The 20,308-nt window shown below is 60.9% G+C and carries 14 protein-coding genes and 1 tRNA gene; 7 read left to right on the plus strand and 8 right to left on the minus strand.

Annotated elements, in window-relative coordinates:
* Positions 1–240: 240 nt before the first annotated feature.
* Positions 241–2,778 (minus strand): ATP-binding protein, encoded by a 2,538-nt coding sequence (locus K3762_RS14970; RefSeq protein ID WP_260012830.1) that lies wholly within the window; start codon positions 2,776–2,778, stop codon positions 241–243.
* Between the two features lie 78 nt (positions 2,779–2,856).
* On the minus strand, positions 2,857–3,339 hold the full coding sequence (locus K3762_RS14975) for a molybdopterin-dependent oxidoreductase (protein ID WP_260010313.1): 483 nt from the start codon (positions 3,337–3,339) through the stop codon (positions 2,857–2,859).
* A 251-nt stretch (positions 3,340–3,590) separates the two neighbouring features.
* On the opposite strand from K3762_RS14975, the gene K3762_RS14980 reads away from it, so the two are divergent.
* From K3762_RS14980 to K3762_RS15000, 5 genes are all read left to right on the plus strand, one after another.
* Positions 3,591–4,211 (plus strand): response regulator transcription factor, encoded by a 621-nt coding sequence (locus K3762_RS14980; protein ID WP_067624320.1) that lies wholly within the window; start codon positions 3,591–3,593, stop codon positions 4,209–4,211.
* Positions 4,212–4,630: 419 nt separating this feature from the next.
* Positions 4,631–5,143 carry a hypothetical protein gene (locus K3762_RS14985; RefSeq protein WP_132444215.1) on the plus strand — a complete coding sequence of 171 codons (513 nt, stop codon included), beginning with the start codon at positions 4,631–4,633 and terminating at the stop codon, positions 5,141–5,143.
* 60 nt (positions 5,144–5,203) lie between these two features.
* Entirely contained in the window at positions 5,204–7,837 is a 2,634-nt protein-coding gene (locus K3762_RS14990) for an NEW3 domain-containing protein (protein ID WP_260010316.1), read from the plus strand.
* A gap of 119 nt (positions 7,838–7,956) precedes the next feature.
* Complete coding sequence (locus tag K3762_RS14995; RefSeq protein WP_260010318.1) at positions 7,957–13,698, plus strand: hypothetical protein; 5,742 nt, start codon at positions 7,957–7,959, stop codon at positions 13,696–13,698.
* Between the two features lie 225 nt (positions 13,699–13,923).
* Entirely contained in the window at positions 13,924–14,646 is a 723-nt protein-coding gene (locus K3762_RS15000; protein ID WP_132444212.1) for a hypothetical protein, read from the plus strand.
* A 94-nt stretch (positions 14,647–14,740) separates the two neighbouring features.
* On the opposite strand, the gene K3762_RS15005 is transcribed toward K3762_RS15000, so the two are convergent.
* Both K3762_RS15005 and K3762_RS15010 read right to left on the minus strand, forming a co-directional pair.
* Positions 14,741–14,866 carry a hypothetical protein gene (locus K3762_RS15005; RefSeq protein ID WP_260010321.1) on the minus strand — a complete coding sequence of 42 codons (126 nt, stop codon included), beginning with the start codon at positions 14,864–14,866 and terminating at the stop codon, positions 14,741–14,743.
* Positions 14,863–15,036 (minus strand): M24 family metallopeptidase, encoded by a 174-nt coding sequence (locus K3762_RS15010; protein WP_132444211.1) that lies wholly within the window; start codon positions 15,034–15,036, stop codon positions 14,863–14,865. Before K3762_RS15010 ends, K3762_RS15005 begins: the two co-directional genes overlap by 4 nt.
* 439 nt (positions 15,037–15,475) lie before the next feature.
* Between K3762_RS15010 and K3762_RS15015 the strand changes: the two genes are divergently transcribed.
* The gene (locus tag K3762_RS15015; RefSeq protein WP_120351806.1) at positions 15,476–16,117 is read left to right on the plus strand and encodes a 2-hydroxychromene-2-carboxylate isomerase; all 642 of its coding nucleotides are present in this window, start codon (positions 15,476–15,478) and stop codon (positions 16,115–16,117) included.
* Positions 16,118–16,155: 38 nt separating this feature from the next.
* Here the strand turns inward: K3762_RS15015 and K3762_RS15020 are convergent.
* From K3762_RS15020 to K3762_RS15035, 4 genes are all read right to left on the minus strand, one after another.
* A tRNA-Arg gene (locus K3762_RS15020) sits at positions 16,156–16,232 on the minus strand.
* A 76-nt stretch (positions 16,233–16,308) separates the two neighbouring features.
* Positions 16,309–17,694 carry a HAMP domain-containing sensor histidine kinase gene (locus K3762_RS15025; RefSeq protein WP_132444210.1) on the minus strand — a complete coding sequence of 462 codons (1,386 nt, stop codon included), beginning with the start codon at positions 17,692–17,694 and terminating at the stop codon, positions 16,309–16,311.
* 8 nt (positions 17,695–17,702) lie between these two features.
* Complete coding sequence (locus K3762_RS15030; protein WP_132444209.1) at positions 17,703–19,124, minus strand: NAD(P)/FAD-dependent oxidoreductase; 1,422 nt, start codon at positions 19,122–19,124, stop codon at positions 17,703–17,705.
* Positions 19,121–19,855: a TVP38/TMEM64 family protein gene (locus K3762_RS15035; RefSeq protein ID WP_067626492.1), complete on the minus strand. Its 735-nt coding sequence runs from the start codon at positions 19,853–19,855 to the stop codon at positions 19,121–19,123. The genes K3762_RS15030 and K3762_RS15035 overlap by 4 nt, the downstream gene beginning before the upstream one ends.
* A gap of 318 nt (positions 19,856–20,173) precedes the next feature.
* Here K3762_RS15035 and rpmH point away from each other — a divergent pair, with 318 nt between their 5' ends.
* A complete protein-coding gene (gene rpmH / locus K3762_RS15040) occupies positions 20,174–20,308 on the plus strand; it encodes a 50S ribosomal protein L34 (RefSeq protein WP_007118882.1) in 135 nt (44 codons plus the stop codon).

Consider the following 20,308-nt stretch of genomic DNA (forward strand, 5'->3'; position numbering starts at 1 on the left):
GCAGCAGCTCCCGAGAAGGCCCGCGTCGTGAAGCATATTCTCAGGCGAAACGGTCGAAATGAACCGGTTGCCAGCTTGGGACGCGGTCATTGTTCTGGTCAACGACGCCTTCGTGCAGACCCGTCTATCGGCGGGTATGTCTAACTATAGGTCGCGCTTTGCATCGCTGCATCTGGGCGGGGGTATAAACGGGCTAGTCTTAAGGATAGGTTGCCGCCCCCCCGGTCAGACACGCCCCCGTTACAGACCGACCTGCGCCTTCATTGCCGCCAGCGTCGCGTCCCAAGTTTCGGGCAAAGCCTTTGACAGCCCGCGCGCTTCGCCGTCTTTGCCGGTCTTGCAGGCGGTCTCGATCTCCTTGAGCAGGCCGTGCAGCCGGTCCGCCCCAAGCATGCCGCACATCCCGGCCATGGCATGGGCCTGCGCCTGCAAATCGGGCAGGCCATCGGCGGCCATCAATGCGGGCAGGTCATCCGCGCCCTTTTGGCCAAGCTTTTCCATCCGCTCCCGCAGTTTCTCCACGCCCAATAGGTCGATCAGGTCCGCGATCTGTTGTTCGTTCAACAAAGGCCGTTTCGCGGATTTCGCCTGCACCGATGTCTGCGCGCTGGCCAAACGCTCTGGCAGGGCCTGTTCCGGCATCACCTCACGCCCCGAAAGCTCGCGCAGCTTTGCACGCAGCACTTTCATATCCAGCGGCTTTTGCAAAAACCCCGACATCCCGACCGCGCTGAACTCCGCCCGTTCTTTCGGCAAGGCGTGGGCGGTCACGGCGATGATCGGCGTCTCCCGATTGGGGCCATCGCCGGAGAGAATCGCCTTGGTCGCCTGAATGCCATTCACCTCGGGCATGGAGATATCCATGAGGATCGCATCGAAGGGCGCGTCTTCGGCAAGCTCGATCGCCGCGCGCCCACCGGTGGCAAGGGTGACATCATGGCCGATCTTCTCCAGCATTGCCATGATCAGTTCGCAGTTGATCTCATTGTCGTCCACCAGCAGCAGGTTGAGCCGCTTTGCTGGCAGCATCTCGACGCGTTTTTTCTGTGGGTCGGGGGCGGCGTCGCAGTCGATCTCTGCCAGATCAGCAAGTTTCACCGGCAAGCGCAGCGTGAAACATGCCCCCTCTCCCACGGTCGAGTCGCAGGTAATCTCGCCGCCCAAACGTTTGACCAAACGACGCACGATCCCAAGCCCCAAACCGGTGCCCCCAGTGCGCCGCTCATAGCGGCTGTCGAGCGAGACGAAGTCTTCGAAGATACGGTCGATATCCCCCGCCGGAATGCCGGGTCCGTCATCCTCGACCTGAAGGTGGAACTCCTCCCCCTCTGAGCCAGATTCGGCGAACCACCCGCGCAATGTCACATCACCGCCGGGGCTAAACTTGATCGCGTTGCTCAGAAGGTTGACCAAAATCTGCTGGATCGCCCGTGGGTCCGTCACGATGGCCTTGTCGTCCAACTGCGTCAAATCTAGGTGCAGCCGCGTGCCCCCGGCCTCGGCCAGAGGGTCCATCGTGTTGATGATTCCCGCCATCAGCACCGTCATGTCACAGGTCTGACGCACCTGTTCATAGGTGCCCGCCTCGCTGCGCTCGATGGCCAGCACGTCGTTGATATGGCCCAACAAAATCTCACCCGAGGTCATCCCCGCATCGAGATAGCGCTTTTGCTCATCGTCGAGCCGGTCATCTTGCAGCAGTTGCAAAGCCGAGATCACACCATTGAGGGGCGTGCGCATCTCGTGGCTCATCATGGCGAAGAAGCGCGACTTTTCCTGATAGGCAACAAGGGCTTCGTCACGCGCGGCAATGATCTCGGCCTCGCGGAGGCGTTTTTCGGTGATGTCCCGGATATAAGCGATGAACAGCGCCCCCTGCCCCACGGGCGATTGCGACACGGACATCTCGACCGGGAAAATGCGCCCGGTTTGGTCGATCATTTCAAACTCGCGGCGGCCCTTATCGGCGACCTCCGTCTCTCCAGTCTGGCGGAATTTTTCAAGCCGTTCGCGGTGCACGCTGCGGTCGGCGGGCGGGATCAACAGGCTGATATAGTCCCTGCCCTTTGCGGCCTCATGGGTGATTCCGAATATCTCTTCGGCGGAGCCGTTGAAATCTTCGATCTCGCCGTGGTCGTTGATAACGACGATGGCGTCGAGCGATGCTTGAAGGGTGGTGGCAAGGCGCAGGTGGTTTTCTTCAACCAATTGCGAGGTGCGGTTCAACCGGCTGGCCTGCCGCGACAGGCGGTAGACCGCGCCGACCAAGGCAAGGGTGACGATCAACACGATCGCCGCCATCACTGCGATCAGTCGCACGATCTCATGGCGTTCGTTCTGGGACATCTCGTTGGCGATGGCGATAGAGGTCAAGGCAATCTCACGCGGGACATCCTCGACGCTGCGCAGCATCGTATCGATATCATCCAGCGCTGCGGCCAGTTCGACGTCAGTGCCATCAATCGCCGGTAAGAACCCATCCAGCAGGATGCGCAGTTCGCGAATCTTGGGTTTGGCCTTTGCGTTATTGCGCATCCGTTCGGCCAGCAAAACGCGGCTGTAGAAGATGTCGAACCGCTTGCGGAACTCTTCCAGCGCCTCGGGCGTGGCGGATTTCGCCTGCGCCAATGCGCGGTCAGTCTTGAGGAACTCGATCTCAATCTGGGTAAAAACCCATTCGGCGTGGTCTTGTTGCGCACTGTCGAGCGCCTGAATGCGATCCCAGACGTTATAGGCCAGATAGGCGGCGATGCTCATCCCCGCCACGAGGATAAGCATCAATACCTGTCGGCTTCTGGCGCGCGCGGGTCCGAATTTTCCTGCGTCGTTCATCCAAGCCCTCTGCGCCATTGTCAGTTACTCGACACTAATGCGGTCAAGCTGCCAGATCGACCGGCTGTAGACCAGTTCAGTCTGGTAGGCGATGTCGCTGTCGTAAGGGTAGACGACCCAAAGTGGCCCCTTGTCCCGGCGCGACATTTCCTCGCCATTGGTGTAGTAGGCGATGATCGGGCCGCCTTCGACGGCGTCGGACATCGGGATTTCCACAGCATAGTCATTGATGGCCGTCGCGGTGATCGTGCCGTCTTCGACGTTCAACGTGTCGAACAGATCCTTGAGGGAAACGCCTTCGAACTCCTGCGAGCCATCGGTCCAGATGGTTGTCGTTTCAAAGCTTGAGATCGGCATCGACTGCAGGTCAGACAGGGTAAAGTTATGGGTTTCACCGGCCAGCGTCACGTTGAGCACGGCCTCTTCGTCTTGGGCGGCAACCGCCGAAGCAAGGCCCATTGTGAGCGCGGCTGCGGTGATGGTCTTGCTAAGATTCTGAAAAATCATGTCTTGGTTCCTTATCTGGCGTTATGACCTGACCATACCCTGACCTAATGAGAGGCGCGAATGCGCAGAAGCGCATCCCCCCTATACCAAAGGATAGGCGCGCCTGCCCCGGAGCGCCCCGCCCTGCCATACCAAAGGATAGCGGCGCATGCCTTTGCGTCCTTTGTTCCTTGGGCTTTCATCTTTCTTTTCGAACGGGCACACTCTACCCATTAGAGAACGCCGGCCATTTGGGCTTCAGGAGATCTATTATGTCTTTGCGTATTTTAATTGCCGATGATCACGACATGGTTCGAGAGACCATTGCCATGTTCCTTGATGCCGATGGGGCGACCGTCACCGAAGCGGCATGCGATCTGGCCGGTGCCTTGGACAAGATCAAGTCCGAGCCGCCCTACGATCTGGTTCTGCTCGATTATACGATGCCCGGTATGAAAGGGTTGCAGGGCCTGCAAACCGTGCTTGGTATCAACGAGGGCCGCCCCGTCGGGCTGATTTCTGGCACCGCCACCCGGCTGATCGCCGAACAGGCGCTGGAAATGGGGGCAATCGGCTTTCTGCCCAAAACCCTGCCCGCCAAGTCACTGGTCAACGCGGTCCGCTTTATGGCCGCCGGGGAGACCTATGCCCCGGTCACCTTCATGTCGGGCAAAGACAATCCCGAAGAGACGGATTTCGAGAAAGCCTTGTCCGAGCGTGAGCGCCAAGTGCTGCGCGGATTGATGAGCGCGCAGTCGAATAAAGAGATCGCGCGCGACCTCGATCTGCAAGAAGTGACGATCAAACTGCACGTGAAAACACTTTGCCGAAAACTGGACGCAAAGAATCGTACGGATGCAGCGATCATTGCGCGCGACGCGGGCTTCGTTTGAGGCCCGTTTTCGCCGCCTGAAACGCCCCGGCCCGGACCCTGCGCGGCCCCCCGTAGCGCGCCCAATTTGCCCTCTGGCTTGTAAACCATAATCGCCCGCCCCGCGCGGGCGTTTTTGCGTTTAGCCTATGGCGTTTTGCACCGGATCAAAGATTCGGAAACTGCATTTTTCCCTGCAAAATTAACCATCTATCCGCCCCGCCCCCAGCGCCATCCCCGCGCCAAATGATAGGCCGGGGCGCGACCCGATAGGGGCGCCTATCCTTTCGACTAACCGTCTGACCAGAGGCTCAGCGAGTTAACCCTTCGCTCAGATGATATCGGTATTCGATTCCCCGAAGATGAGAACAGGACAACGCAATGAGCGTGTCCGTTCATTGCAACTGCCGGCTCTTCACCGGCCCACAAGGGAACTACTAGATGCGTATCCATATCTCCCAATTATCCAAGACACTCATTGCGAGTACGGCCTTGTCCCTCGCGGGTTTCGCGGCTGCCGCCGACGCGCTCACGAGCGAATTCTCCTTCCGCGTGGTGGAAACCAATGCCGAGGGCGAAGAAGTCCTCGTTGAGCGTGAAACGATCCGCCCGGGCGAGGTGATCTCTTATGAGCTGCGCCACCAGAACACGACCGAAGGCGCGATGGAGGGGCTCGTCATCGCCGCCCCGGTTCCTGATGGCGTCTCTCTCGCCCTTGGGGCCGAAGTGACCTCTGTCGCCGCGGTCTTTGAAGTCCAGGCCGAGATGGACCCAGAGCAGGAAGGGCTGGAATGGTCGACCGTTCCCGCCACCCGCAAGGTCGTCGATGCCAATGGCAACATGACCGAAGAGCCTCTTCCCGAAGAAGCCGTCGCCGCCGTGCGCTGGACCCTCTCGGAACCGCTCGAAGCAGGCGCCTCCGCCTTCAACAGCTACCGCGTGCGCCTGAACTAATTCCGGCGCCTCTCTCTCCACTCTCTCTCTCCAACTACTATAGAACTAGGGAATATTAACGTGAAAAACCATACAACCTTCCTGCGCTCCGTGAGCGCTGTTGCTCTGACCGCCGTGATCGGCACTGTCGCTTTCGCGGCACCCGAAGCGGGCTCGGTCATCGGCAACCAAGCCGTCGCGACCTATACCAACGCGGCGGGCGACACGATCACGGTAACCTCCAACACCGTTGAGACGATCGTTCAGCAAGTTGCCGGCGTGACATTGACCTCCGACAACTCCGAGACGATCGCCCCCGGCGGCAAGGCCTTCCTGCCGCACATCATTACCAACGATGGTAACGGCCCGGATGCCTTCGCTCTTACCGCGGTGGAAACCGACACCGGCACGCTTGATACGTCGCAACTGGTCTTCTACCCCGACGCCAATATGGACGGCGTGGCCGATAGCGCCACACCGCTGACCGAGACTCCGACCCTTGCCCCGGGTGAGCAGTTCGGCATCGTGATCGAAGCCTCCGTCGCCTCCACGGCGACCGGCTCTGACACGATCACCGTGACGGCGGCCTCGACCCTCGACGGCACCGTGCTGAGCACCAACACGGACACGCTGACAATCTCTAACGACGCGATTGTCGAGTTGGTCAAATCGATGACAGCAGACCCCTCAGGCGGCGCCAATCCAAACATCATCGACGCGGGCGACGTAGTGACCATCACGCTGACCTACTCCAGCACCGGTCTCGCTGCCGCCAACAACTACTCTGTGCAGGACGTGCTCGATGGCCGCCTGGCCTACGTTCCCGGCTCGGCCCGCTGGTCTGACTCTGCTACACCGCTGGACGATGACAACGGTTCCACCGTCGTGGACACCACAAACGGCTCCGGCGAGACAATCGCTTGGGACTATGATGACGGCCAAAACGTCAACTTCCTGATCTCCTCTGTCGGCTCTGGCCGCTCGGGTGAGGTGACCTTCCGTGCCGTGATCGCGGATACCGCCAATGCGGGCATCATCACCAACGTGGCGACCCAAGACGTTGACGGCACAGCCTTCCCGCCGTCGAACACCGCCTCTGTCACCGTGGACAACCAATATGCAGTGGCGATTGCCGATACGGCAATCAACTCCAACGGCACCGCCAATGCGGCGATTGCCTCGGGCACCGACGATGACGCCGCGAGCAACGATGTCGTCACGGAAACCGGCGATGTCTACCAAGGCGGCGTGATCCGTCAGGAATTCGTGCTGACCAACCTCTCCAACAGCCCGGACAGCCTGCAGCTCGACGTGGCCAATGTGGACTTCCCGAACGGTACCACCTTCCGCTTTGTCGGTGCGGATGGTGTCACACCGGTGGTAAGCTCTGTTGGTCCGCTGGCCATCGGGGAAAGCGCCAAGGTGACGTTGATTGCCACATTGCCATCAGACGTCACACCAACCGCGACCACCAACTACACCGCGACAATCACCACCACGTCGGACAACTCGGGCGTCTCTGACGTATCGACCGCTGAATTCTCAGGCGCGGTGCTGGCAGCTTCGGTTGACCTTGAAAACGCCGTGGTCGGTTCCGAAGGTGATGGCGCGGCCCCGACAAACGGTGGCAACCCATGGATCACCGAAACGGCGGACCCCGGTGAATCTGTCGTCTTTGACATGCTGGTCGAAAACAACGGCCCGACCTCGGACAGCTTCAACCTGTCGCTGGATCAGGCCCTGCCCGCAGGCTGGACGGTTGAGTTCCAACTGCCAGACGGGTCGATCGTGTCGAACACAGGCACCATCCCGGCAGGTGATTCGCAGGCCATCCGTGCGGTGATCACCCCGGCCGATGACGCCCTGCCCGGCGATACCTTGGTCGACATCGCGGTCGTCTCTTCCGTCTCGGGACAGGGTGACCGTATCGTCAACCAAGTCACGGTCAACGAAATCTACGACGTGAAGATCATCGACAACCAAAGCGCGCAGGCTTCGCCGGGTGGTATCGTGGACATCCTCCACACCATCTCGAACGAAGGGAACGTGGCCATCACCGAGGCGTCGATCACCGAATCCGGTCTGACCAACTTCTCCGGCGCGATCTTCTGGGACCAGAACGGCAATGGCGTGATCGATCCATCCGAGCCGGTGATCGACAACTTTGATGACCTGACAGACGGTGTTTCGCCGGGTGTCAACGGGCTTGCTCCGGGCGACAGCATCTCGCTGATCTACCGTGTACAGACGCCATCGACAGCCACCCAAGGTGTCTCCGAAGTCGGCACGATCTCGATCAACAACACGTTGAACGGTACCGGGACCGATATCGACCAGACCAATAACGCCGTCGAAGACCGCGTGGTCATCATCTCGGGCGATGTCACACTGAGCAAGTATCAGTATATCGACGCGGGCTGCGATGGCACCGTGGGCACCTTCACCAAGACCCGTCTTGATGTCGAGCCCGGCCAGTGCATCCGCTACATGGTCGAAGCCGAGAACACGGGCGCCTCTGCGGCGGACAACGTGATCATCTCGGACGCCGCACCGGCCTATACCGCGGTCACAAACTGTGGCGGTGCCTGCCCAGAGAGCCTGTTCCCGGGCACCAGCACGGCCACCGTCACCTCGACCAACGTATCGAGCACACATGGCACGATCCTTCCCGGCGGCTTTGCCCGGGTAGAGTTCACCGTGCGGGTCGACGACTAACCGACCTCTCCGGTGCCCCCGGGCTGAGCAACGCTCACCCGGGGGCACCCCCTTCTACCCCCGTTTTCGTCTCCCCAATTATTTCATGCCCTTTCTAGGGATCGCACAGGAGCAAGCTGATGCGCAGTTTCCTTATGTCTAAAGCCCGCCCGGCTCTGGCCCTGATCAGCGCCTCCGCAATGAGCCTGAGCCTTCTGCCCCACACCGCCGCCGCCGCCCCGGCCCCCGCCGGATCTTTCATCCGCAACGTGGCAGAAGTCAGCTATTTCAATACCTCCCTTGGCATCATGGAACGTGTCTTCTCAAACCCGGTTCGGGCCGAAGTCGCCGCAGTTCCCGGGCTGGAAGTGACCGGCTACTCCGACCTTCTGCTGACCCGCGGCGCCTTTGGCCGCTACCATTTCGACGTGATCAACACCGGCAACGTGCCGCTTTCCACATCGCTCAGCATTGGCGAACAGGGCAGCGCCCAAATGATGTCCCGCCAATCGCTTTTCCCCGACCTGAACGGCAACGGCCTGATCGATGTCGAAGACCGGGCGGTCGACATGTCCGCGCCCATCATGCTTGCGGCGGGAGAGCGGCTGCAACTGATCTATGAGTTCCGCATTTCCGCAGACACCCCTGTAAGCACCCAGTTCGCCAGCATGTTGACGGCCTCTGCCGTGACCGAAGATGGCCAAAGCCTGAGCGAAGAAGCGGTGGGAGTCTCGCGCGTCGAAGAAGGCGGGCTCGAAGTTTCCAAAGAGCAGGTCGTCTCGGAAAACGACGAAGGCGCGCTCATCACCTACACCCTGCGGTTGCGCAACGACTCCGAGCGGGACGCCTTTGGCTATCCGCAGATCGACGGCCAGCCCATCGTGATCGACGGCACACCCCGGACCGGTGTCTTGCTGCGCGATGCGATCCCGCTGAATACCGTGTTTAACACGGTGCAGGATTCGGGAACCATGACGGCCCTTGTCCATATGCGCGGCGCCCCCGCGCACCAATACCTCAGCGTGGTCCCCGCAGGGCTTTCCCACGATGTAGATGCGGTGGCCTTCTTTCATGAGGGCGACTACGCCATCGGCCATGCCACCGATCCCAGCTTTTCGGTGCGCGTGCCTGCCGCCTTGGGCAAGGTCGAGGTGCACAACACCGCCTCTGCCTTTTACAACAACCAAGAGAGCACCTTACTGCTGGCCTCCAACACCGTGATCTATGACCGCGAGTCGGAGACAGCTGGCACATTGGTGTTCGAGCACCCCGAAACCGGCGCCGATCAACCCTATGGCACACCGGGCAGCGACACCCGTCTGCGTCTCACCTCAGGCACCTGCAACGTCAGCACCGAGGTCGACAGCACAGCGGTGACGATCCGCAGCATGCTGACCGGCGACGTGGAAACGATCATCGCGACCGAGACCGGCGCGAATACCGGCATCTTCCTCACCCCCGCCCTGCCGTTGGCGCAGATGTCGCCCGCCGTCGCCGGGGATCAGGTCATGGCCACAGACTTTGGCGACAGCTTCATCGCCACGGCGACCTGCGACAGTGAGGTGCTTGAGGACGATCTGATGATCAACCCCGGCAACTTCCTGTTCAACTCCGTCTCCAACGCCCCGGTTTCCGATGTGTCCGTCGCCCTTGTCGATGCGCGTACGGGCAATGAAATGGCCCGCACGCAGACTGACCAACGCGGGTTCTTTACCTTTTCCGAAATGCCCGAAGGCGACTACCGCTATGCCGTGATGGATGCGCCCACTTGGGTCTTCCCCTCCGCCCGGCTGGACTATGCCGGGATGGGCCGCAAGGTGATGGATGCAGGTTGGGGCAACGCCTTCAACCACGCAGGCGGCGCGCTTTTTGTCTCCGATATTCCGGTGGATCCGAATTACGGCACGCCGCTGGCCTTGGACAAGGCTGCGGACCTCGACAGCGTGGGCCATGGTGAATTCGTCACCTATACGCTCAGCTTTACCAACAACATGCATCAGGCCCTGATCGGTGGCGAGATCCTCGACCGCCCGGCCTATGGTGTGAACTTTGTTCCCGGCACGGTCACCCTTAACGGCGAGCCGCTGGACGATCCGCAAGAGATCGGCAACGGCGATCTGCGCTTTGACGTGGGCATGCTTGAGCCGCTGACAAGCCATGAGCTGTCCTATGTGATGCAATTCTCTGCAGCAGCCCGCGAAGGCCGCATTGAAAACACCGCGATCCTGTCGGGCCGCCAAGCAGGCACCGGGGCGCTGCAGCAGTCGCAGACCGCCCGCGCGATGGTACGGCTCGACAATTCGGGCGGTGTTTTTGCCCGGCAGGGCACCGTCCTGGGCGCCGTGTTCATGGATTGCAACGGCAACGGTCTGCGCGACCGCGCCGAGGATGAGCCGGGCATTCCCGGCGTGCGCATCGTGACCCAAGAAGGGCTCTTTGTTGTGACCGATATCAATGGTGCCTATTCGCTCAACGGCATGCGCCCGGTGACCCACGCTTTCCTCGTGCAGCCCGAAACCCTCCCCGCTGGGAGTGCGGTGCAAGTGACCCGCACCAACGATCTGCGCCGCGGTGGGTCGCGCGTGGTGCCACTGAAAAAGGGCGAGCTTAGAACCGAGAACTTTGCCGTGGCCCAATGCACCCCCGAAGCGCTCAAAGAAGTCAGCAAACGTCGTGATCATTTCGCCGGAAAACGTCAGACCCCGGGCGTGAATGCAACCGATCTGCCGATCGACGGCCAGCGCAGCAGCACCCGGTCGGTGCGCGGCGAGGCTGGCATCGCCACCACCACCCAGCTGACCCCCGGCATGGTCGCCGCACAAAACGAAGAGGCCGGGGTCGACGCCTCCTCTGTGGCTCAAGCCGCCCGTGCCTCGGCGCAGCGCCAAACGCTCGACAGCATGATCCCTAACCTTGATAGCGCCCCCGGCTTTGTCGACTTTGCCGAAGACACCGCCGTCACCCGCGCCACCCAGAACATCCGGATTAAGGGCAAGGCTGACTTGACGCTGACGCTTTTGGTGAATGGCCGCGAGCTTGGCGGCGACCGGGTAGGAGAGCGCACCAGTCTGGAAAAGAACAACGTGCAGGCGCTGGAATATGTGGCGGTGAAACTGGGCTCGGGCGAGAACGTGCTGACGCTGGTGGGCCGTGACGGCTTCGGCATCGAACGTGTCCGCAAGGAACTGCGCCTTACCGCGCCCGGCAAACCCGCCCGGATTGAGATCCTCTTGCCGGAAACCGCCGCGGCCAATCCCGCTTCTGTGGTGCCGGTGGTGGTGCGCGTGCTCGACGCCCGGGGTCGCCCGGTGCCCGCGTCCGGCACGGTGACCCTTTCGGCCCGCCGGTCGCTTTGGGATGTGACCGACATCCGCAGCAGCGCGCCCGGCGTGCAGGCCTATCTCGACAATGGTGAGGCGACCTTTAACCTCATCCCACCGCAGGCCTCTGGCCCCGATCTGATCACCGTACGGTCGTCCTTTGGCGAGGCTGAAGCGCGGCTGACCTTCACCCCGGATCTGAACGAACGGGTTCTGATCGGCGTGATCGAAGGCGCGGTATCGTTGAGCGGGGACGCGGGTAATGTCATCGAAGAAGACCGCATCAGCGCTTTCGAAGACACCACAACCGGGATCCGCGGTGAGCTTTACCTCAAAGGGGTGATCCGTGGCGACGCCCTGCTGACCCTGCGCTACAGCTCGGACCGTGACACCGAAGACAGCCTGTTCCGCGACATCCGCGGAGAGGAATACTACCCCGTCTATGGCGACAATTCCGAACGCGGTGCCGATGCGCAATCTTCATCCAACCTTTTCGTGAAGGTGGAGAAGGGCCGCTCTTACGTGCTCTACGGCGATATCGCCATCGAGCCTGAGGCCAGCGCGCTGAAACTGGGCGGCCTGCAACGTGTGGCCACCGGCGCCAAAGGTCACTGGGAGAACGACCGCGTATCGGTCACCGTCTTTGCGGCCCGCACCGCGCAGGAGCAGCAGGAACAGGAAATCCGCGGGCGCGGTGTTTCTGGCCCCTATGACCTTGACCTGAGCGGCTATGTGCAGGGGTCCGAGCGTGTGGAAATCCTTGTTCGGGACGAAGATGGCGGCGATATCCTGTCGGCCACGCCCCTGCTGCGCGGCACCGACTACTTGCTCGACTTCTTCCGCAACACGATCACCTTCGACACGCCGGTGCGCCAGTTCGACCTTGACGGCAACCCCGTGTCAATCCGCGTGACCTATGAGGTCGAAGCCGAGGGCGCCGAGGCCTATTGGCTCTACGGAGGCGAGGTGAACTATGCCCTGTCCGAGCGGACCTCCATCGGCGCCCGTGCGGTGCATGCCGACGCCCCCCTTGGCAACACGGCCCGCCAGCGGATGCACTCTGCCTATATCCAGCACGAAGACCGCCAAGGCGGCCTGTGGGAGGCCGAAGTCGCCCGCTCGGAAAACGCCATGGGCGAGAACGACACCGCCGCGCGCCTGTCCTATGAGTTGAAGACCGAGACCCGCCATTTCGCTTTCGAGGCGATCCACACCGGGCGCGATTTCTACGCTCAGGGCGGACTGGCCCGCCCAGGTACCAGCCAAGTCCGCCTAAGCTATGGCGAAGAGATCGATCAGCGCAGCGACATCGCCTTTGGCGCGGAATACACACGTGACCGGGTCAACGACAGCGCTCGGCTGACCGTGGATGCGATCTATTCGCGGCATCTGAGCAAGACCCTGCGCGGCGAGATTGGTCTTGAATACAGCCGCGACCGCACCGCCTCCGGAAGCGAAAGCGACACGGCCTTGATCCTGGGTGCACATTGGACCCCGGCGGCCCGCCCCGGCACCGTGATCGAAGCCCAGCTGCGCGCGCCGCTCGGTGGCGACGCCCCCACTGAACTGACCCTCGGCCTCTATGACGAGCCCAAGAACGGCTGGCGCGTCTATAATGAGATCGAGCTTCAATTCGGCAGTGACGAGCTGGTCACCCGCGCCGCCTATGGGTTCACCTACACGCTGAACGAATGGGTCACTGGCCGAACCGAGATGACCAAAGCCGGCGGCACAAGCGACACCACCATGGTGCAGGGTCTGTCGGTCGATTGGGATATCAACGAAAGCACCAATCTGCGCGCCGATCTTGAGCATTCGCGGAACCTTGAGACCGATGACGGTGAGCTGACATCATTCGCAATCGGCACAAGCTGGCAATCGGCGGATGGGGATTGGGTCGGCGATGCCGAACTGGAGACCACATGGGAAGAATCCGGCAAAACCCACTACGCCAGCATCGGCATCGCGGGCAATGTCACCCCGGACCTCACCGTTCTGGCGCGCAGCCGTGCCGCGCTTGATCGGCGGGATAGCGAAGACTCCCGCCGTATGCGCACCCGCATCGGCGCAGCCTATCGCCCCAAGGACAATGCCCGCCTTGATGTGCTGGCGTGGTACGAACACCGGCTGGAAGAGAAACACGCCAGCACGGAAACGCACCTATGGTCGATCGATGCGAATTACGAGATCGATGCCGACCTGCGGATCAACGGCAAATATGCCGGCCAGTACCAAAAGATCGGCACCCATGCCGGCGCGGCGGCCAATACCACCACGCAGCTGATTCAAGGCGGTCTGAACTACGAATTTGGCGACGACCGTTTCCAACTCGGCCTCAACGCCACGCACCTGTGGGACAGCGAGGGCAACTCTTCCAACGGGATCGGCGCCGAATTCGGCTTCACCCCGCGCGAAGGTATCCTGCTGGCGCTCGGCTACAACAAGGCCCGTGGCCGGGTGGCAGGGCAAAGCGGCCTCTATGACGAAGGGTTCTATTTCCGGTTCAACTTGCTGTTGGACAACTCACTCTGGACCCAGTTCGACCAGTTCCTCGGAAGCTGACCGGGAGACTCAGCCCCGAGGGAGAGCCACGTTCCAAGCGCATCTGGAACGTGGCTCATTCCTCTTTCAGAGCGCTGCTGCGCTCCAAAGGTGACCTGGCCTATTCCTAGTGCCGGACCAACTATCCTTTCGAGACGCTAACTAGCTGTCCGCATTAATGAAATATCGATTTTAAGCGCGCATGATCAGGGCCAACGCAACATCCAACCCAGATGGGAAACCCAGATGAAAAAGCTCGCTGCCAGCACTGCCTTTTGCCTGATCGCCGCCACCCTTTCCGGTGCGGCAAATGCAAATGATTTCGCCCGTTTCGACAGCAGGAAGATCGCCGTCGCCGGCTTGAATTTCGCCCTGTCGCCCTCCGCTTCGGAGGACCGCATTTACCTTAACCGCAGCATGATCAAGACGACCGCCAAACGCGCACCGCGCAAGCTTGCCATTCCCACGCGCGGGGGGCCATCCGCCGCCGTGCGCCATGTCATCGCGTCGGCTGAGGCCGGGGGCAAAGGCTATGACGCGGTGCAACACGGGGCACGGGTCAAGCCGCCGAAGCGCCCCACAAGCATGACCATCGGCGAAATCTACCGCTGGATCGCGGCCACCCCCGGCCAGCCCCATGCCATTGGGCGCTACCAGTTCATCCCCAACACCTTGAAAACGCTCGTCGCCGAAGCCGGGCTGAGCAAAAGTGACGTCTTTACCCCACGGGTCCAAGACCTGTTGGCCGACCTATTGCTCGAAGATGCGGGCTTTACCCCCTTCATGAAGGGCAAGATCAGCCGCCATCGCTTTATGGAGAACCTCGCCCGCATCTGGGCCGGGCTGCCCACGTCAACGGGCCGGTCTTATTATCACGGCCATGCGGGCAACCGGGCCGTCATCACGTGGAATGAGTTCGACAGCCATATGAAAAGCATTTTTGAAAACATGGCCCGCGGCACCTCCTAACCACGCGCCCCCTTCTCTCTCTCTCTCTCTCTCTCTCTCTGTCTGTCTCCCTCCAGGCCAAAGCGTGCGTATTTTCGCCGCTTTGGCCACTTTTTTAGCTGCGGCGCTGCACCTCGCGCGGCATTTCCGAGAAGATTTCCAGACCATCGGCGCGCAGGATCACGATCTTCTCCAAGCGTACGGCGAATTTGCACTCCAGATAAATGCCCCGCTCGATCAAAAAGACATTCCCTCGGCCAGTACCGGGTCGGAATGCGCAGCGACTTTACGCGGCTCATGTACGTCACTGCCAAGACCATGGCCCGGGCGGTGCAGGACAATCGCATCGTACCCTGCCTGCGTGACCACATCGCTGCTCCCCCAGCCCGCCGTCGCTACGATGGCCGTCATGCGCCAGATGGCCTGATCCCTGAACAACAGTTGAACCGATAAGGCCATCCGCTGGCATGCGCCGGCGTTGTTCATTACGGCCTCGGCCAAAGACCGCCGCCTCCGGCAGGAGGGCGGAACCCAGCGAGCATAAGCGTCGTTAACCTTATGAACATGCCCAAGGAGGAATGGCTCATGTGGACGTATGAATTCCTGATACTGGTCGCAGGCGTGGTGGCCTTGGCTCTCGTGGCAAAGCAGCGCCCCCAGCCCCGGCAGGCCCGCGCGATTGCGCCCCGCCCGCGGGCAAACACCACACCCAAACGTCGGTATTGAGTGACTATCGCTGATTTAAGTGCTCTGCATTTAGCGCTTTCGTGATTCTACCCTTACCTCTCGGCCCCCGTCCTTGCCTGCACATCGGTTTCCGCCATGATGCGCGCAACAGAGGGAGCCGACGTTGGACACCATTGAATATTTCTATTCCGCCCATTCCGCTTACGCCTATCTTGGGCATCGCAAACTGCTGGAGATTTGCGCCGCCCGTGGTGCGAAGCTCATCCACCAACCATTTGATCTTTATCCGGTGATCGCAGCGGGTCGGGTGTCCCATTTTCGTGGCTTTACCCCCCATTATATCGACTATTTCTTTGGCAGAGAGATCACCCGTTGGGCTCAGTATCGCGGGCTGGACATCCTCAACCACCGCCCCACGCATCACGACAATGCGCTCGACCTTTCAAACGGTTACCTGATCGCCGCCGCGCGGGCTGGGCGCGATGTCGATGCGCTTTCCTTTGCGATTCTTCAGGCGCATTGGCGCGATGATATCGATCTCGCGAATCCCGAGCATCTGCGCCGCGCGACCGCTGCGATTGATCCCGACAGTGACGCTCTGATCGCGCAGGCGACGGATGCAGACGTTCAGACCATTCACGCCGAGAACACCGAAGAGGCGATCGCCCGCGGCATCTTCGGCTCGCCCAGCTATTTTCTGAATGGAGACATGTATTACGGCCAAGACCATCTGGAATTGATGGATCACGCCTTTGACCAACCCTACCGCGACACGGGCTTTTACAACCCGCCGAAAGACGGGTGAGACGCGCCAAAAGCACTGCGTTCTTCAATTTTGGGTAGTGGCGGACCGAGGAGGATTCGAACCCCCGACCCCCTGATTCGTAGTCAGGTACTCTATCCAGCTGAGCTATCGGTCCACTGAGCGGGGGTTTAGTCTTAGCCCCGGGGAGTTGCAAGCCCTCGTTTTGAGGAAATGCAATTTTCTGCGAAAATCTATAGGGTGCCGTCCCCCTTGGGCAGCGTTATGTCAAAAACAGTCCCTTCCGGCCCACTGCTGCGCAGGGCCAAGGTGCCGCCGTGGCCGCGCACCAGTTCGGATGCGATCACCAGACCCAAGCCCGACCCACCTTTGCGCGCACCGCCCTGAAACGCGGTAAAAAGGTGCTCTCGCGCTTTCGGTGGCAGGCCGGGGCCGGTGTCGCTGACGGTGACGCACCACGCATCGCTCATATCCTCGGCCCGCAAATAGACTTCGCCCGGTTTGCCGGTGGCGGTAATCGCCTGCCGGGCGTTCCGCATCAGATTGGCCAGCACGCGGTACATTTGTTCGGGGTCCGCACGCACGGTCAGATTCGCGGGGATGTCGGCGGCAAAGCTGATGTCGCTTTCAGGGTCGGCAAGGCGTTCGCCGTCGATGACCTCTTCCACCAGATCTTCCAGCAGCATGAGGGTCAGCGTCGGCCCCGGCTCTTCGGCCTTGCCGAAAGCCAGTGTCGATTCGCATAGGTGCACCGCACGGGTGATGGAACTGACGAGCTTGGGCGCCATGCGTTTGACCGTTGGGTCTTCGGACATCTCGATCCGGTCGGTGAACAGCTGCGCCGAGGTGAGGATATTGCGCAGATCATGGCTGATCTTGCTGACCGCGCTGCCCAATTGGGCCAAACGCTCTTTCTGTTTCAGCGCCTGTGTCAGGTCCGTCTGGAGCTTCTGAAGCGCCACTTCAGCCTCGCGCAATTCGGTGACACTGGCGGAGGGCTCAATAATCCGCCGGGCGTCCTCGGGCGCGGCGGCGTAGCGCTGCATATGCCCTGCCACCCGCTTGATCGGCTTGAGCAGCAAAGCCCGCATGGCAAAGAACAAAAGCACCGCCGTAATGACGGAGATCACCGCCGAAAGCATCAAGATGCGAATCCCGTAGTCGAGCATGGCAACGCGCATCGGTGCCGTTTCCATCGTGACTTCGATCAGCAGCCCCGCCTCGCGCACCGGGGCGCCGATCACGCGCACCACCTCATTCCCCGGCCGGAACAGCCGCAGCATCGCGTCACGAATCAGAACCATCGCAGAGGCATCGCGCAGGTCATAGGTTTGCGAGACAGAGCGCGGCATGGGGGACGCCAGCACCAATTGCCGCGCTTCGTCCCGGCGCAGTACCACGTTGAAGACCTCGGCGTTGCGCAGCAACTCCGCCTCCAACTCCGGGTCGAGCATATCGTCAGCCAAAAGCGCCAGCGACGCGATCTGCGCCCGCTCTAGCCGGGTCAGCATATATTCCTCGCGGAACCGCGCGATGGAGGGGACGAAAATCAGCACTTCGGCCAGCATCACAAAGATGGTGGTGAGGATCAGCAAACGGCCAGAGAGCGAGTGAATCATGTGCTATCTCAGGGCAACAGGCGCTGCACGGCGCGCACAACCGTTTTAACCAACGCGCTTTCGAAGAGGCGCGGACTGAAATAGGCCCCCGCCGCGCGTTTGTTGATTTCCGAGATCGTGGGGTAAGGGGCGACCATAGCGGCAATCTGGCTCATCTTCATGTTGTTGACCAGCGCAAGTGACCACAGGGTGATCAATTCGCCCGCCTGATGGCCGACGATGCTGGCCCCGACCGGGCGGCCCTTGACCACCATGACCTTGATGAACCCTTTGGTCTGGCGTTCGGCGATGGCGCGGTCGTTGTGGTTATAGTGAAAACGCACGACCTCCAGTTTGTCGCCATGCTCCTCTTGCGCCTGCGCCTCGGTCAGCCCGACTTGCGCCAGCTCCGGCGCGGCATAGGTGACCCATGGGATATGGTGTAATTTGGTCTTGCTCGGCAGGCCAAAGAGGATCGAGCGGATCACCACCCCAGCGTGATAGCCCGCCACATGGGTGAATTGCAGCCCGCCTGCCACGTCGCCAATGGCATAGACGCGGCGGTTGCTGCTGCGCAGGCTGTCATCGACCTTGATGCCTGCTTTGGTGGTTTCCACTCCCGCCTTATCAAGGTCGAGACGCTCAATGTTGCTCTTGCGCCCCACGGCCATCATCAGGTGCGAGCCTTTGATGACACGGCCAACCTCAGTTTCAACCGTAATCGCGCCCGCTTCACCGCTGATCTTCGCGGCGTTGCTGCCCTCTTCAAAAGCGACGCCTTCGTCGCGCATGGTCTGAAGAACCACCTCAGCCAGCTCCGGATCATCTTTGCCAAGCGCCCGATCGCCTTCGATCACCGTCACCTTGCAGCCCATTCGCACATGGGCCTGCGCCATCTCGATGCCGATGGGGCCACCCCCGATGATGATGATATGCTCCGGCTTTTCCCGTAGATCGAAAAGGGTTTCGTTGGTCTCATAGGGCACATCATTCAGCCCCGGAATCGGCGGCACCAGCGGGGATGACCCGGTGGCCACGACGATCCGCCGCGCGGTGATGATCGTATCACCCGCCTGCACCTCTTTATCGGAAATGAAACGCCCGTATTCACGGATCACCCGCACGCCCAAGCCTTCAAAGCGCTCAACCGAATCGACCGGCGCGATTTGCGAGATGACATCGGCCACGTGATCCTTGGCCGCCGCGTAATCCACCGTACCGGCGGCATTCTCGACCCCATATTGCGCGCTGCGCTGCTGGGCATGGGCGGTCTTGCCAGTCTTGATCAGCGCCTTTGAAGGCACGCAGCCATAGTTCAGGCAATCACCGCCCATTTTATGCCCTTCAAGTAGGGTCACATCCGCGCCCATCTGGACGGCCCCCGCCGCCACCGACAACCCGCCAGAGCCTGCGCCGATGATCAGAACGTCGGTCTTGATACGGTTGGTCATTTCAGCAGATCCTTCTTGCCGGTAAATGTCTTGATCGCCACAGGCAGCAGCGACAGAACGCAAAGACCCAGAATGGGCAGCAAAATATGGGGCTCAAAGATGATCCCGAGGTCCGGCGTCTCACCTCGGGCAAAAACCGCACCTAGCCCCGCCCCGACAGAGGTAAAGACCAGCGCCCCCGGCATGATGCCGAAAAACGTGGAGATGGCGAAACGAAACAACGGCACGCCGAGGAATGCGGGCACCAGATTCGCAACAAAGAACGGCACCACTGGCACAAGACGGATAAAGAAGAGCATCGACCACTGGTTATCGTCGATCCCTGCCTTGATCTTGCGCACCACCCCATCAGAGGCATCCATCCGCTCTTTCAGCCGGTCGCCCAGCCCCCATTGCGCCGCCAGGAAGATCACGATCGCGCCGAGTGTGGCCCCCCCCACGTTATAAAGGACACCGGGAAACAGCCCGAACAGAAAGCCGCCAGTTAATGTCGCCACCGTGGCCCCCGGTAGGGAGAATGCCACGATCACTACATAGGCGGCGACAAAGGCCAGCGCGGTCAGCAGGTAGTTGTTGTCACGAAAGGCGATCAATGCCTCGCGATTCTCACGCAGGGCGTCGAAACTCAGGTAATCACGCAGGGTAAACGCGCCGATGGCGGCGACCGCTAGGATCACCGCAAGGGGCAGGTAACGCATCAGCGCGGGCTTACTTTGATCTTTGCGGCTCATTTCAACACTTTTATTAGGCCTACATCAGACCATTTTCCGTTTCCTTAATGATGGCGTGAAGCAGCGCGCAGGAACAGGCTCCTCACGCGCGCTTGATAGGACTTGTGCCGAGAGCCCCGATTTCGCAGGGTAGAAGGGCGAACTGAAACAAACCGCCCCCTTCTGACCGGCATTTTGTTGCAAAGCGCAGTTTTTCCGCCTCAGGGGGTTTGACTTGCGCGCCCCGCCGCATTAGAGGACGGGCTTGAATTGACGCTGGCCGCGGTGGAACCCTTCAAGTGATTCCGTGCCCAGCCAGCTTTAGATGGAGACGGAGCGATGAAACGCACCTTTCAACCCTCGAACCTCGTGCGCAAGCGGCGCCATGGTTTCCGCGCGCGCATGGCCACCAAAGCCGGCCGTAAGATCATCAATGCACGCCGCGCACAGGGCCGGAAATCGCTGAGCGCGTAA

The sequence above is a fragment of the Sulfitobacter sp. W074 genome, assembly GCF_025142275.1.
Classification (GTDB): domain Bacteria; phylum Pseudomonadota; class Alphaproteobacteria; order Rhodobacterales; family Rhodobacteraceae; genus Sulfitobacter; species Sulfitobacter profundi.